Origin of the sequence: Streptomyces mesophilus (assembly GCF_011044995.1) — a bacterium.
Taxonomy (GTDB): Bacteria; Actinomycetota; Actinomycetes; order Streptomycetales; family Streptomycetaceae; genus Streptomyces; species Streptomyces mesophilus.
The window spans coordinates 1-14,174 of record NZ_JAAKZW010000086.1 but is presented as its reverse complement, the minus strand read 5'-3'; the positions used below and the strand labels follow the sequence as shown (position 1 = coordinate 14,174).

The following is a 14,174-nucleotide window of genomic DNA, read 5'->3' as shown; positions in this document are numbered from 1 at the left end:
TTGGCGTGGGCGGTGAGCCTCGTTGGCGTGGGCGAGGCCACAAGGTCTTGCCTGCGGCACGGCCCGCTCCATAGGTTGATCTGGAATCCGCCATTCCTGATGGCGTCGACGGGGGAAGGGAGTGCGCCTGATGGCGTGGGATGAGTGGGAGCAGCTGAAGTCGGAGGCTGTGGAGCGCCAGGGCGGCGGGCAGATGCAGCTGAATCAGCTGGATGATGTGCCGGCCGTGACCGACGGCTCAGGTGTCGGTGACCTCAAGGTCAAGCACCAGGACCTGGCGAAGATCGGCGATCACGCCCACACCCTGTACGACCGGCTCTGGAAGGAAGCCCGCGTCGCCGTGCCCTCCAGCGACAAGGCCGCGGGGGACCTGTCCAAGCAGGGCTTCGGCATCGGCGCTGCGCTTCAGCACGTCTCCAACCGCTGGGAAGAACAGCTGAAGTCGCTGATGGACGCCTGCGCCCATATCAACAACCACCTGGCGATCACGGACAAGCAGCACCGGACCGACGACGACTACATCGCGCGGAACACGAGCTCGATCGCCGTACTCGATTCCGGCTTCGACGAGAACTGGGCTGATTCCGGCACGAAGAGCAAAGGCGGTAGCTGATGAATCTTGAAGATCTCCGCCATGCGAACTTCAAGCTGCTCGACGATGCGGTGACCGACTGGTCGAAGATGGTCAGCAACCTGGAGGACCTCGAAAAGTCCGCCACCTCCGGCCTGCAGAAGGCAGCGATGAAGGCGGACTGGCAGGGGCTCAACGCCACGGTCAGCCGCCAGTTCGTCGGCAAGACGGCCGGTGAGTTCGGCGACGCCCGCAAGCAGGCGGACAGTATCCGGAACATTCTTCGGGACACCCGGGACGAGCTGAAGGACTTCAAGCGGCAGCTCAACGAGGCGATCGACCGCGCCTGGGAGAAGAAGGTCAGCGTCTACGGCGTGGCCGGCGGCGGTTTCGAGGCCATGATCAGCGTCCATCCCGAGCCCAAGAACGCGAAGCAGACGGTTGATGCCGTCGTCCAGGAACTCCAGGGGATCCTCGACAAGGCCACGGAGTCGGACAGTTCGGCCGCGAAGGTCCTCAAGGCCATCGCCGATCAAAGTGAGCTCGGATTCTCCGACACGTCCTACCGCGACCGGGACACGGCCGCCGAAGCCGTGAAGAAGGCCGACGAGCTGGCGAAGCTTGCGGCGAAGGACCCGGACGACCTCACCAAGACAGAGTTGAACACCATCAATGCCGGTCTGGCCAAGTACCGGAACGACCCGCTCTTCGCGGAGGAGTTCGCCACGAAGCTCGGCCCTAAGGGCACCCTGGAGTTCTACTCAGGTGCCGCGGCTGCCGGTGCAGGCACGTACGACCCTGACCGCCTCAAGGCCATGAAAGAGCTTCAGAAGAACCTCGGCATCACGCTGGGCACAGCGACGCGCTCGGACAGTGCATCGATGGACAAGTGGGAATCGTCGATCACATCGCTCGGCGAAAAGCGCCTCGGTGAATACGAGGACGGCCCGCGCAGCTTTGTCGTAATGAGCAACCTCATGCGCTTCGGCGATTACGACACGGACTTCTTGACCAGCTACGGCGACCGCCTCCTGGAGTTCGACAAGCAGGTCGACACCGATTCGCATCACGGCACACCGTTCTGGGTCAACAACCACGATCAGTCAAACCTGAACTTCTGGGACAAGAACGATCGCGGGCGGGATCCGGTGAGCGGATTCCTTCAGGCCCTGGGGCACAACCCGGAGGCGTCCGCCCAGTTCTTCCAGTCCCCTGGCGTGGACGGCGATTACGTCGACAAGGAATCCGAGGTCAGCGAGAACCTCAAGTACCTGACCAAGGAACGTCATTGGTACGCGGATCCCACCTTCGAGGGCGATCGCGATGTCATGGCTGGAAGGGATTCTCTGGGGCACGCCCTCGAGGCGGCTACGACGGGTTACGCCTACGACGCGGATCCCATGTCGGCGAAGGATCCGATGATTCCAGGCACCGGGGACCGCAGGACTGAGGCGACTGCGGATGTGATGGAGCAGGTTGCGTATCTCTACGGCACCGAAGACGCACCCAAGATGCTGCATGATCAGCCAGAAATGGCAGACAGTCTTGGGAAGATGGGCGCCGCATACATCGACGATCTCAACTACAGCCTGTCGGGCATCGACAACGACACACGAGACGCATCATCTTTCCCTGCCCAGTACGGCGGGCGGGCGGACTTCGGCAACCAAGGCGCCATCAACTTCCTGAGCTTGCTTGGGCAGAACGAAACTTCACACGCCACGGTTACCTCGGCGCAACACCTCTACACACTCAGCATGTTGGACGCCAACCCGCCCAACAGTGACGCTCAGCTAGACAATGCACGCGATGCATTGACCACGGGCGCCGAGGCCCGAGGGATCCTTGACCAGTCCTACTCCCAGCAGGTAACCGCAGACGCCAACGGCGATACAGAGGAAGCGAACAAGGCGCTCGAGCGTGGGGCTGACTGGAAGAAGGTGGCTGCCGGCGCAGTAATTGCGGGCGGCATCGCCGCCATCCCCGTTCCTGGCTCCACGGCCGCGGCACTGGTATTCGCCCCAGTCGCAGCGGACACGGCTGGAGAGATTCTGGGCACTTTCATCGGCCAGGAGATCGACAAGGGAACGGATGGGGCGGAGGAAGACCCCACTGCCAAGGCGCAAATGACGGAATCAAAGTTCTTCGCTGCTGGCGCTGGGGACCTCGACAAAGCCTACGCGTCCTACGTCAAGGGTGATGACGAGCTGGCAGACGATCTGGACAGAGAGCAGTGGACTCAGGGAATCGAATCAGCCTATTTGGGCACCGGTGCGGGACAAGGTGACTACCGCGGACTGCCGCCCCACAAAGACTGAAAATAGAGGACACAGGTAGCCCATGAACAGCAGATCTTGGCTCGCGTCCATCGGCATCATGGCCGTGATCGCGAGTGCATCTGGATGCACATCGAAGCCAAATGAGCCGACCGGACTTTCAGCCTCGGAAATCTGCGACGGGACCTTGGACTCTTCGTCAAGAACGGCACTGGAGAAGATCTCCGGCTCCAGTAACTTCGAGGAGAATTATTTTGGAACTTCGGAAGCTTTCACCCTCGACCGGGTAGTCAAGAACCTGCACTCGGACACGTCGGAACGAGCTACATGCTACGTATCCAACAAGGAGAGCGCGGGGAAACCGCTCCTCGATATCGATTTCGAAGCAGTCAATCGACACCCATCCCCCGACCCTGAAGGTGCAGATCGGCGCAATCAGTACGAGTTCCCTATGGGTGAGTTCGCCATTGTCGGCGAACAAGGCGGCGCCACACTGTTCTTCTCGTGCCCGAATAAAGGGGACTCAGGGACGACGCAATTCGTAAAGGCGACCCTGTTCACGATTCTCCCTCTCGCCGCCGATGAAATGACCATCCTGAACTCGGTCTCTCGTCGGCTTGCGGACAAGATGGGCTGTGCCGATGTGGCCAACCTCCCGGCGAAGGTGCCTGCTCCGACCGGCGGATGATCCGCGGTTGTCACAGTCCTCTCGTCAACCAGCACTGTCTGGCCCTAGGTCAGGTCGAACTCCCCATCCCTGGCCCCCAGCACAAACGCCCGCCACTCCGCCTCCGTATACCGAAGGACCGTGGCCGGGTCCACCGATGAGCGCATTGCCACGCCGCCGCCCGGGAGGTAGGCGATCTCGACTCGCTCGGTCGCACCCTCCGTGCCCGGAGGGCTGAGCCACTCGACGTTGGTGATGTCGAGTGCGTACAGCTCGTCCTTCTCCTGCTGGGTGCCCATGCCCGTTCTCCCCTTCGGGTGAAGTGTTCGTGACACGGGTCATGGTGCCCCGTCGGCCCTGTGTGCCGGGCGAGTTGAGGGAAAGTTCAGTCGATTCGGCGGGCGACGCCGAGCAGGCCCGACTCCGCGTCCGTGCCCATCGTCATGACCCACTGGCGGTCCGCGCCGGCGCACCAGAGCGTGACGCCGTCGGCCAGCGTCGGGAGGGCTTCGATCTCCGCGGCGCTCAAGCTGAGGATCTTGCCGATCTGTTCGGCTTCGCCGGGAGAGACGCGCTGGATGCCCACCAGGGCCGAGTTGCGCATCAGGCGGGGGGCAACCGGGCTCATGTACGGGAGCAGGGTCAGGACCGACTGCCACGGGGACGCGACGACACGGCCGCGCGGTGGGCGCATACCGCAGTCGCGGACGACCAGGACCGGGCTGCCGACCGTCGCGCCCATGGGCGGTACCCGGCCGACGCCGTGCAGCGTCATGCACTCCAGGCCCGCACCGGCGGCTTGGGCCAGCGTGGTCCAGGCTTGGGCGCGGCCCGTTTCGACGGCCACGCGCGCGCCCGTGCCCGCGGCGCGCAGCGCCAGGACCTGGGCGGTCCACAGGCCGCCGATCAGCAGCACCTCGTACGGGATGGGCCGGTGGAAGCCGATCATCTGAGGGCGGCCCTCGGAGTCGTCGCCGATGACCACGCCGTCGTCGCCGACGGGGAGGGTCAGGGCGCCGAGGTCGTCCAGCGGCATCGCGTGGCCCGGGTGACGGGGGCCCAGGAGGCCGCGCAGCCGTCCGGGCACGGTCAAGGACGAGCTCATCGGGCGCCTCCCAGGGGCAACGTGGCGAGGACTCCGGGGACTTGCTCGCGGTCGAGTCGTACGAGACCGACCTTGGCGGAGCGTGCCGCACCTTCGAGTGAACGGCGCACATTGACCAGGTCGTTGTCCGAGCCGCCCGTGATGCGGACATGCCCGTTCACCGTCATGGACTGCCGGTGGTCGCCTCGCCGCACGGTCAGGCTGAAGGTCGTCGCGTATGCCGGAATCGAGGTCAGGAGCGAGACCAGACGGGGCAACGGCGTGGCGGCACGGCCGAGTTCGGGCCAGCGGCCGACCGCGTACGTGGTGTGCCAGCGGTCGTCGCAGCGCCAGACGCGAGCGGTCTCGGCGGTACGGCGCTGCGGCGCCGTGTCCGGACGGGTGGCACGCGCCGCGAGCATCGGGTTGGCGCAGGCCGAGGTGGCAAGGGCGGCGTTGAGCTCGTCCTGGTCGAGGACCGCCGTACGGAAGCCCGCGCCCGTGATGCGGCTCGCGATGTGGTCCGCGGCGCGCACGAGGCAGCGCTGCGCGCCCTCGATGCCGCCGCCGCGGGCCGCCACGGCTTCGGCGCACAGCTCCGGGTCGAGCTTCAGGGCGACCCAGGTCATACGGAGGGCCGGTGCGCCGGTCTGCTGCTGAAGCGGTGCGTACGACAGGCGCGCGACCGACTGCTGCGGCAGGTGCGGAGCCGGCGCCGAGCGGACCTGCTGCACCAACTGGGCCGATTCCAGGACGATGTCGTCGACTTCGAGGGCGTCCGCGAGGAGGGTGAGCGGCAGAGCGCGCGCGCCGAACGCGGGGCGCAGGGCCTCGCCGCCGGCCTCCACCCGTACGACCGCGGTCAGGAAGGTGCCGTCGCCGATCATGCCCACCGTGCGGCGATCGCGGTCGACATAGGTGTGCGGAGCCAGGCCGGGGACGCATTCCACCGTCGGCGCGAGCTGGGGGTCGACGCCCGGCAGGACCGGTTCGGCGGCGAGGCGGCGGCGGGCGCGGAACGCCGAGACGGTCGAGGCCCAGTCCTGGACCGCGTGCCCCCGTCGCCGTATCACCGCGAGCAGGACGAGAACGGCGGCGAGCGCGACCGCCGGGATCAGCCACAGACCGCCGAGCACCGCACCGACGGCGGCGACGGCGAGCGCCGCCTCGACCAGGACGAGCTGGCGCAGCTGGAAGGGTCCGAGCCGGCCCGTTCGCGAACGCGGACGCAGCTGCGTCTTCGCGGCGGGCGCCGTGGGGCGTACGGGCGTCTGATTGCTCCGTTGCCTCCGGGAAGAAGCGGAGGCGTTCGCGGCGCCGCTTCCGGTGCGGTCGCGCGTCGCAGTACTCATCGCCGCGTTGCCCCCCTTGTGTCCGTATTTGCCGCAGTTCGCTTGCCTGTTGGGACGGGCGCTCACCCTACCCGAGCCCCGGCGAAGCCCTGCCCCGGCACTACCTGGGCTCATGCAGGCGACCGCCTACAGGCATAGTAGGGGGCCGGTACGACAGTGAGCTCCTGGGTCGCATGTGGGACCCTGGTCGCCCGACGGGGAGAGGGGCACAGAGCAAATGGCATCACGGCGGGACGAACTTAACGCCTACACCTTCGCGAAGCGGAGGCTTGTGGCGCAGTTCCTGCAGCCCAACCCGTCGGGCACCGAGGAAGGCGCACCGAAACCGCTGCGTGCGGTGATGCCGGGCGCGATCGTCGGGGTTGTGGTGCTGGCGGTGTTCGGAGCCTGGGGAATGTTCAAGCCGGTGGCGCCCAAGGGGTGGGATACGCCCGGTGAGAACGTGATCGTCGCCGACAAGTCGACGACGCGCTATGTGGTCTTGAAGACCGGCGACAAGGTGCAGCTGCACCCCGTCCTCAACATGGCCTCCGCCAAGCTCCTGCTGAAGTCCGGCAACGGCAAGGTCGTCACCGTCAAGGAAGATCTCCTCGACAAGAGCAAGCTGCACCACGGGCCGACGATCGGGATCCCGTACGCGCCGGACCGCCTGCCCGAGCCGGAGGACGCCGGTCAGGCCAAGCGGTGGGCGGTGTGCGAGCGGCCGGGTGCGGGCGGTCGCACCATCGAGAAGGCGGCCTTCGTGCTGGCCGAGCGCGAGCAGGCCAGGACGGACGGGAAGCAGCGGCTCAGGGGCGGTCAACTCCTGTACGTGGAGGGCCCGGACCAGGTCCGCTACGTGGTGGACGCCAAGGGCGTCGCGTACGAGGTGGACAAGACCGACCGCGTGCTGATGCAGACGCTCGTCGGCAGCGGCGGCGCTCCCCAGCGGGTGTCCGACGAGTGGCTGGCGACCCTGGGCAAGGGAAGCCCGGTGCGTACGCCCTCCTTCCCCGACACCCCCGGAGCCGCCTCCGACGTACCCGGGAACTACAAGGTGGGCATGGTCCTGCAGACCGAAGAGGCCTCCGAGCAGAAGCAGTACGTGGTGCTGAAGGACCGGCTCGCGCCGGTGTCCGACTTCATGGCCAAGGTGCTGCTCAACAGCGAGGACATGGCGGTCGTGGGCCAGGGTGGCAAGCCGAAGCCGGTCAGTGTCGGCGAGATCGGCAGCGAGCCCGGCGCCGAGTTCGGCGCCGATCTGCAGTGGCCGTCCGAGGCACCCGACCCGGTCAATGAACCGGGCAGCCGCGACACCGTTTGCAGTGTGCTGCGCGGCGTGGATCAGGACACCGGCAAGACGACACAGAGCACTTGGGCGGGCGACTCCTTCCCCATGCCGCTGTCCAGCGGCGGCAGCAGCGCCTACGTCACTCCGGGTACGGGGCTGCTGTTCCGGCAGGTCATGGGCACGGATGTGAAGTCGGGTCCGATGTTCCTGGTGACCGACACGGGGCTGCGCTACACGATGCAGGCCAACGGCGACACCGCCACCGACGACGCCGGTATCGGTGAGTCCGGGTCCGAGAAGGACAAGCAGGAGCAGCAGGCACAGCAGCAGGACGCGCAGACCCGCCTCGGTTACGAGAGCGTCGACCCCACGCCCGTGCCCGCGGCGTGGTCGACCTTCCTGCCGACCGGTCCCCGGCTTTCGGCGGGTGCGGCGCGGCAGCCGCAGGGCTCGTAGGGCGGGGCGGTCATGACGTATGCGATCAGGCGCCTTTCGGCACGTGCCGCCGCCACGGCCCTCACCTGCGTAAGCCTTACGGTGCTTCCCGTGCTTCCGGTGGCGGGTGCGGCGGCGGACACCACGGGGCAGTGCACGTTCGGCGGCGAGAAGTTCAAGGGCCGGCCCTGGGCACTGCAGCGCGTGCTCCTCGACCAGTTGTGGAAGGAAGCGACCGGCAAGGGCGTACGCGTGGCGGTGATCGACACGGGCGTGGACGTCAAGAACGAACAGCTCAAGCCCGCTGTCGACGTACGGGCCGGCCGTAACTTGATCCCCAAGGACGCCAAGGACGAGCGGGGCAACAAGCTCGAACGGGGCAACGAGCGCGGCACGACCGACGTCGTCGGGCACGGCACCAAGGTGGCGGGCATCATCGCGGCGCGGCCGGCCAAGGGCACGGGCTTCGTGGGACTTGCGCCGGGCGCGACGATCATTCCGATCCAGCACAACGACGCAGCGGGCAACGGCGATTCGGGAACCCTTGCCACGGCGATCCGCTACGCCGTCTCGGCCCGCGCGGACGTCATCAACATCTCCCAGGACACGGTCAATCCGATCGCCGGTGACTCGGAGCTCAAGAAGGCCGTGGACTACGCCCTGAGCAAGGACGTCGTGGTCGTCGCATCGGCCGGGAACGACGGCCTCGGCGGCAACGTCAAGGAGACGTACCCGGCCGCCTTCGACGGCGTCCTGGCCGTCGCGTCGTCCGACCGCAACAACGAGCGGGCGCAGTTCTCGCAGTCCGGCGAGTTCGTGGGCGTCGCGGCACCGGGCGTCGACATGGTCTCCACCGTGCCCGCCGGCGGGCACTGCGCGGACAACGGCACGAGTTTCTCCGCGCCTTACGTGGCGGCGGTCGCCGCCCTGCTCAAGGAGAAGCACGGCGACTGGAAGGCGCACCAGATCGTGGCCCAGATCGAGCAGACCGCGGAACGCTCCATCGCCGGCCATGACCGCCTCGTCGGCTGGGGAGTCGTCGACCCGGTGCGTGCCCTTACGGAGGACGACAGACCACTGGAATCACCGGTCCCCCATGAGGGTGTATCAGCGGCGGAGGCGCCCGAGCCGGGCGAGTTGGCGATGGGCGAGACCCCGGACGAACGCAATGCCCGCCTCGCCACGTATGTACTGATCGGCGGCGTGGTGCTGGTGGCCGGTGTTTCGGGTGGTGCGGTCGCGTACCGGGATTCCCGCCGCCGGGCGCAGCGCGTCTCGAGCAGTGGGACGTAACTGCCGCTTCGCTCTCTTCGCGATTTCTTCGCATTCCTGTTACGGGAGCGATGCCGGCGCATGGGCAAATCGGACGTGCCGGATCATGCCCGGCGGGGTGGGCGCTTCAGGTGGCCGGTAAGGGAAGTTACGTGACGCGGAAGACAGTTGGTGCTGTCGTAGGCAGTGGATAGAGTGGTCATCCTGCGATAGGTGATATTCGCGTTACTGCTATCGCAATGACTTGCCAGCGGTGCAAACGGGGAAACGGGGAGGGCGAGCGGCGTGCTCGAAGCTGTGGGAGGCGGCGCGGCGGCGCAGATCATGGCGCAGTCCAAAGCGGACGGCGGATCCGGCTCGGGGAACGGTGACCTGGAGAAGGGCGTCGGCGCGCTCAAGCGGTTCCAGTCCAGGGTCGACACGTTGCTGTCCGAGCTGGAGAACAGTGCGGCCGGCAGTACGAAGGTGGCCGAGCAGCGGGTCACGCGCACCGCGTTCAGCGGGTCCAACCTGCCGTTCCCTGAAGCGGACGGCTTCTTCACGCAGTACAACCGCGTGCACCAGACGCTGGTGAAGCTGTCCCGCTCGCTCGGCGACCAGATCGAGATGCTGCAGATCGCGGTCCATGCTTCCGAGGTCGGATACGACAACCTCGATGAGGACCTGCGGCGGCGGTTCTACGCGATTCAGACGCGGGTCGAGGTGGAGCGGGAGAGGGCCGAGGCGGAGGCCGAGCGGCGGGCGCAGGCCGAGGCACCGACGAAGCCGAAGGACGAGGGTCCGGACAACCACGGCAAGACGGTCGGCACCGAGGATTGGGGATGACGGACGTGAGTGACGAGAACCGGCCTCAATCGGCTGCTGAGCCCAAGGCTCCCGCGGAGCCGCCGAAGGAGCTCACTCCCGAGGAGTACGCCGAGGAGCACGAGGCGGAGCAGGCAGCCTCCTCGGCCAATATCCACGGCATGCACAGCGTGTCGGACGCTTTCACGCAGTTGCAGGAGATGCTGCCCTTCGGCGGTGGCACTCCCGGTGGAGCGTTCGGCAAGAGCAACTTCGACAAGCAGCCGCTCAACGCCCTGCTCGACCTGCTGGATCAGGCGAAGCCGAGCGAGCTCGAGCACGCCGGCGATGCGCTCATCAAGGCCAAGGACAAGCTCAACGAGGCGGCCGAGGAGCTCGACCAGTACGTCACCAAGGTCGAGTGGAAGGGCGAGGGCGCGGAGGAGTTCCGCCGCTTCGGGCGCGCGCTGGCCCAACACGCCTGGTCCGTCGGCACGTTCGCGAACGGTGCGGGCGAGCAGATGAAGACGGCGAGTACGGGGCTGGCGTCCGTACAGGCGGCCAGGCCTCCGCGGGATCCCAGGCTCGACCCGAGGGAGCCCAAGGACTTCGCGTCCATCGAGAAGATCGACAGCAATCCTGCGTACCAGATGGCCCAGAAGGTCGAGGGGGATCGCCAGGAGGCGATCAACCAGATGAACCGGCTGGCGTCGTTCTATGCGGTGTCCGAGGAGATGTTGGCTGGGCAGGCGGAGCCTAAGTTTCCGGAGGGGTTGAAGGCGGCGGTTCCGCTGCCGGCGGGTGAGTGGAGGCCCCCAGGTACCGATGGTGGGACCGCTCGTGCTCAAGGCGCCGCTGCCTCAGTCGGCGGCGAGCGTGGAGCTCCAGAAGTAACTGGTAGCACCACCCCTTCAGTTGCTGGTGTGGTGGCAGCACCTCAGCAGAATGTGTCGATGGAGATCGACAGCGTGGCCACGCCTCCCGCGCCGACCACAGCCACCGGTCCGACGCCTCCGACGACCATCCCTTCCACCGGACCGTCGAACGGGCCCGTCCCGCCGTTCGCAACCGGCCCTGTAAACCCTGTTCAGATGGGCAAAGGAGGCGCGAAGCCTCCGACTGGCACCTCGCGAGCCACCGGGCCCGTCGGTCGGCCTCCCACCGCGGGCGCCAGCAACCCGACGACTGGACGCTCCCCTGGGATCACGGGGCGTCCGACTTCGGTCGGTCAGGGCCAGACCACGCCCGGACGAGCGAACCCTGTCGGTCGGCCGGGAATCGTTGGGGGCACTCCCGCCCCCAGGTCCGGAGGAGGTACCGGGCAGACCGGGCCTCTCGGCCGCGCGGGAGCGAGCGGTATCCGAGCGGGAAACCCGAACGGGATCATGGGCGGCTCCCCCCAGCGCAACGGCACAGGCTCCACGCCTTCACGCCTGCCTCGCGGCACGGTTGTCGGCGGGGAAGGACCCGCTGCCGGGCGCGGTACGGCAGCGAGGCCGGGTCAGTCCGGTGTCATCGGATCCAACCCGGCCGGTGCACAGCGCCCCGCTGGGCGCGGCACTCCCAGCTCCAACGGAGTCGTCGGTACGCCCCGCGGCAACGACTCTGGCCGCAGGCCTGCAGGCGGAGCGTTCACCGCAGGGGGCTCGGGGCTGACTGGCCGAAGGCCCGGGCAGCAACGGCCAGATGAGGAAGAGCAGTCCGCATCTGCAAGGCCGGACTACCTGACGGAAGACGAAGAGACGTGGACGGCCCGGCGGCGTGGTGCAGTTCCGCCGGTGATCGACTAGGTACGAGAAAGGCTCGGAAGTCAGGATGACGCACGGTTTGAGACTGGGCTTGAGCGTGAAAAGGCACCTTCTCCAGCGACGTTCACTCGTGGGCGTGCTGGCCTCAACGGCGGCCGCGGCACTCGCCGTTGGAGGGGTGTCCGCTCCTGCAGCGGCAGCAGATGTCCAGTCCCGGCAGTGGTACCTCGATGCCATGCATGCCGAGGAAATGTGGAAGGCCTCCACTGGCGCGGGTATCAAGGTCGCCGTCATCGACACAGGCGTCAACGCCTCCACCCCCTCCCTCGAAGGGCAAGTCCTCAAAGGCTTCGATGCTTCAGAGATGAAGGGCGAAGCGACGGACGACTACAGCGGACATGGAACCACCATGGCCGAGTTGATCGCCGGAACCGGCGAAGGTGGCGGCGTAAAGGGCTTGGCACCGGATGCCAAGATCATTCCAATGCGTGTGAGCAACACAGAGCAGCAAAACAAGAACAAGGTGAACGCCTTCGATGTGCAGGACGCTATTCGCGCCGCGGCCGACAGCGATGCACAGATCATCAGCATGTCTTTCGGTAGCGATTACATCCAGACTGGGCAGCGAGAGGCAGTCCAATACGCGCAGAGCAAGGGAAAATTGTTCTTCGCAGCAGTGGGCAACAACGCCAAAACGGGAAACAAGAAGCAGTATCCAGCTGCGTTCCCTGAGGTCGTCGGCGTAGGGGGTATCGACCAAAACGGGCGTGCAGGCGATTACTCCCAGCACGGCGACGTCGTCGACCTTTCTGCACCCGGAAACGACATTCCCGGTTGGTGCGACAAGACTTTCAAGAGCTACTGCGACGCCAGCGGAACGAGTAACTCCGCTGCCCTCGCCTCCGCCTCCGCCGCCCTCATCTGGTCCGAGCACCCCGACTGGACCGCCAACCAGGTCCTCCGGGTCATGATCGAGAGCGCTGCACAGGCCAAGGGCACCAAGGCCGGGACGGTCAGCAGCTATCTCGGACACGGGGTCATCCGGCCCAACGCCCATCTGAGTCGAGGCGTTGGCAAGCCCGGCGACCCCGACATCAACCCGCTGACCAACGAGAAGACCCTCAACACAAAGGCCTCCTCCAAGCCCTCCGCAGCCGCTTCGCCGCAGGAGCAGCAAGGACAGCAGGACAAGTCCGGCGACAAGGTCGCGGTCGCAGGGACGAGCAAGGACTCCGAGAGCAGCCGGACCGGCCTGCTCGTCGGTGGCGCTGCGGTCATCGTCATCGCAGCCGCCGGAGCAATCGCCGTAGCGCGAAAGCGGCGCACCACATAGCTGACGTGCGCGTGCGTGTCAGTGGAAGCCAAGAGAAGGAGACAACATGGCTGGCGGACGCAAGCTATCCAAAGCCGAGCTGAAGAGCCTGGTGACCGAGATGGACACCCAGTACGACAACCTTCAGGTGGCCGTGCGGAACCTGAACGGCACCCTGGACAGCCTGGAAGGGCAGTGGCAGGGAATCGGCGCCGGGGCGTTCGACGCCAAGCAGAACCAGATCAACGGCGTCATCAACGAAATCGGCCGGGATCTCGCGGACATGCTGCACAAGATCCACCAGACGAGCGGTGACACCACCACCACTGAAGAAGAAATCCGCGCGCGGCTCGACAGGATCGATCCTCTCGCCGCCCAGGACAGCGGCAGGTCGTCGGCGTTCGACCGGCTCTGAGAACGTACTGACGCGCGGATTCCACGGGTCCGCCCCCGTCTTCTATCAGGAGAAGGATTCACCATGCCAAAGAATGTTCCCGACGAACTCGTCGTAAAGTACGGCGCACTCGACGGCGCCACGACCGACCTCGGCAACGAGGCCCGGCGCGTGGAAGAGTGCCTCTCTGCTCTCCAGCGCGCGGTCCAGAAGGTCGGCGAGGGCTGGGAAGGCGAAGCTCACGAGGCATACCTGCAGTTGCAGGCCAAGTGGGACTCGCGTGCTACGACGATCCACACCGCGCTCAAGCAGATCGGCACGCAGGTCTCCCTCGCCGGCGGCGACTACATGGCCGGCGACAAGAAGGCTGCCAGCTACTTCCAGTAGGCGAGCGCTTCTGAAACCGACAGTGGGGTGGGCACGCGCGGGAGGTGCCCACCCCACTTCGGTGTCTCACAGGCCGGACGGCCCGCCCTGCTTTCCGGACGCGGGATCGAGGCTGACGACCGCACCGATCGACTGGTTCGCGCGGTGCGCTGCCGCCTCCGAACGACTGGTCCTTGCACGTGGTGGTGGCGTTCTTCGTCCAGTTCAGCTTTCCGCTCGCAAGGTCGAAGGCTGCCGAGGCCTCCGCCCATGACACGGCTACGACTCCCTGGCTGATGGTCAGTCCCAAGACGAACGGCGGTGCGCCTTCGGCCTCCTTCAGATGCTTGTGCCAGAGGGTCTTGCCGGAGTCGACGTCGAAGGCGACGAGTTCGGTGCACCCGTCCCGCTCCCCCGGGTCGCCGCCGAGCTTCCCCTCCTCGGACTCCGTCAGGACTCCCCAGCGCCCCGCCACAGCATCCACGCGCCGCCGGCCACCCCCACAGCGGCGGGCAGCGAGAGCACCACCGCCATCGGACTTGCGGAAGGCATGCCGGGGGGGTGTCCACCTGGCGTGGTGCCCGTCACTCCTCGGGGCGGGTGGATCTGTTCCGTTTGTTCCGCGGGAGCGGAGAAGGCGTGCG

Annotated in this window: 13 protein-coding genes; 10 read left to right on the top strand and 3 right to left on the bottom strand. The window is 66.7% G+C overall.

Annotated features, from left to right (window positions below; genetic code table 11):
• The first annotated feature begins 130 nt into the window (after window positions 1-130).
• The 3 genes from G6045_RS20650 to G6045_RS20640 are packed head-to-tail and all read left to right on the top strand — an operon-like array spanning window position 131 to window position 3,535.
• On the top strand, window positions 131-613 hold the full coding sequence (locus G6045_RS20650) for a hypothetical protein (protein WP_165333508.1): 483 nt from the start codon (window positions 131-133) through the stop codon (window positions 611-613).
• Window positions 613-2,889, top strand: coding sequence for a hypothetical protein (locus tag G6045_RS20645; protein WP_165333507.1), 2,277 nt, complete (start codon window positions 613-615; stop codon window positions 2,887-2,889). The genes G6045_RS20650 and G6045_RS20645 overlap by 1 nt, the downstream gene beginning before the upstream one ends.
• A gap of 22 nt (window positions 2,890-2,911) precedes the next feature.
• Complete coding sequence (locus tag G6045_RS20640; protein WP_165333506.1) at window positions 2,912-3,535, top strand: hypothetical protein; 624 nt, start codon at window positions 2,912-2,914, stop codon at window positions 3,533-3,535.
• A gap of 44 nt (window positions 3,536-3,579) precedes the next feature.
• Here G6045_RS20640 and G6045_RS20635 read toward each other — a convergent pair whose 3' ends face one another.
• From G6045_RS20635 to eccE, 3 genes are all read right to left on the bottom strand, one after another.
• Window positions 3,580-3,813 (bottom strand): DUF397 domain-containing protein, encoded by a 234-nt coding sequence (locus G6045_RS20635; RefSeq protein WP_165333505.1) that lies wholly within the window; start codon window positions 3,811-3,813, stop codon window positions 3,580-3,582.
• An 86-nt stretch (window positions 3,814-3,899) separates the two neighbouring features.
• The gene (locus G6045_RS20630; RefSeq protein WP_165333504.1) at window positions 3,900-4,619 is read right to left on the bottom strand and encodes a hypothetical protein; all 720 of its coding nucleotides are present in this window, start codon (window positions 4,617-4,619) and stop codon (window positions 3,900-3,902) included.
• On the bottom strand, window positions 4,616-5,950 hold the full coding sequence (eccE, locus tag G6045_RS20625) for a type VII secretion protein EccE (RefSeq protein ID WP_165333503.1): 1,335 nt from the start codon (window positions 5,948-5,950) through the stop codon (window positions 4,616-4,618). The genes G6045_RS20630 and eccE overlap by 4 nt, the downstream gene beginning before the upstream one ends.
• Before the next feature lie 217 nt (window positions 5,951-6,167).
• Here eccE and eccB point away from each other — a divergent pair, with 217 nt between their 5' ends.
• From eccB to G6045_RS20590, 7 genes are all read left to right on the top strand, one after another.
• Window positions 6,168-7,676, top strand: coding sequence for a type VII secretion protein EccB (gene eccB, locus G6045_RS20620; protein ID WP_165333502.1), 1,509 nt, complete (start codon window positions 6,168-6,170; stop codon window positions 7,674-7,676).
• A gap of 12 nt (window positions 7,677-7,688) precedes the next feature.
• Window positions 7,689-8,948 (top strand): type VII secretion-associated serine protease mycosin, encoded by a 1,260-nt coding sequence (gene mycP, locus G6045_RS20615; RefSeq protein ID WP_165333501.1) that lies wholly within the window; start codon window positions 7,689-7,691, stop codon window positions 8,946-8,948.
• A gap of 303 nt (window positions 8,949-9,251) precedes the next feature.
• A complete protein-coding gene (locus G6045_RS20610; protein ID WP_235968105.1) occupies window positions 9,252-9,752 on the top strand; it encodes a hypothetical protein in 501 nt (166 codons plus the stop codon).
• Complete coding sequence (locus G6045_RS20605; protein WP_165333500.1) at window positions 9,749-11,500, top strand: hypothetical protein; 1,752 nt, start codon at window positions 9,749-9,751, stop codon at window positions 11,498-11,500. Before G6045_RS20610 ends, G6045_RS20605 begins: the two co-directional genes overlap by 4 nt.
• Before the next feature lie 193 nt (window positions 11,501-11,693).
• Window positions 11,694-12,791, top strand: coding sequence for a S8 family serine peptidase (locus G6045_RS20600; protein ID WP_328707839.1), 1,098 nt, complete (start codon window positions 11,694-11,696; stop codon window positions 12,789-12,791).
• Between the two features lie 46 nt (window positions 12,792-12,837).
• Window positions 12,838-13,185, top strand: coding sequence for a WXG100 family type VII secretion target (locus G6045_RS20595; RefSeq protein WP_165333498.1), 348 nt, complete (start codon window positions 12,838-12,840; stop codon window positions 13,183-13,185).
• 63 nt (window positions 13,186-13,248) lie between these two features.
• Window positions 13,249-13,551, top strand: a complete 303-nt coding sequence (locus G6045_RS20590; RefSeq protein ID WP_165333497.1) for a WXG100 family type VII secretion target — start codon at window positions 13,249-13,251, stop codon at window positions 13,549-13,551.
• Window positions 13,552-14,174: the final 623 nt, after the last annotated feature.